General features: G+C 36.0%; 1 pseudogene. It reads left to right on the forward strand.

The annotated features are described in order from the left end of the window. Nucleotides 1–39: 39 nt before the first annotated feature. A pseudogene (locus ACG9ZL_RS21070) lies at nucleotides 40–814 on the forward strand (hypothetical protein); the annotation flags it as partial.

The raw sequence follows: 814 nt of genomic DNA on the forward strand, positions 1-814 counted from the left end.
CGTGATTGTCTTAATCATTACTGTTTCTGTGATGGTGAAATGATGAAATTTTTTAAATATTTGATTTTTATTTCTCTTTCATTTCTATCAATTAATGCTTTTGCAGAAGATTGGTACGTGCAAGGTTATTTCGGTACTTATTATCCTTCAGCTCAAGCTGCATGTGAACAATCTTTAAAAAACGGTAATGGTACTGTTGGCACTTTATCTGTTTCTATTTCATCAAATCAAGCATCTTGCAGATATTCTAGATTTGGTTCTTTTGTTACTGATACTGTTTATCTAAAGCCAACTGAATGTAAAGTTGGTGAAACTGCCTTTTTAGATGGATATATCACTGCACCTGATGCTTTTGCTCCAGATTCTGTTTGTTATAAGGGTTGTACATGGGAATCTGACGGTGGCGGTACTGCATTCGATACACCGAATGGCAATCTATCATGGGGTATAAATGCAAAAAATACAGGTGCAAAATGTTCTGTTGATACACCAAAGGGGGAAGACAACCCTGTTGTTAAAGACGGCTGTAAAAGCGGTGAAGCATACTGCGACAAGCCAACAACCGGCTGTCCCACTGGCTATACTGGTGGAACTTTCAACGGCAAACAAATTTGCGTTAAAAACAATCCTGACCCAACAAAACCTAATCCTAATGACCCTAATAACAATCCGAACAATTCAAAATTTGACGATTCAAAAATCATTGCTGCAATTAATGATTCAAAAACCGCAATAACAAATTCTATTAATAATGCTGTTAATTCTATAAATAGCAGTATTAGTTCAATTAACCAGTCGATCACAACTGTTGCAA

It is taken from the genome of Acinetobacter legionensis (assembly GCF_048551735.1).
Taxonomy (GTDB): Bacteria; Pseudomonadota; Gammaproteobacteria; order Pseudomonadales; family Moraxellaceae; genus Acinetobacter.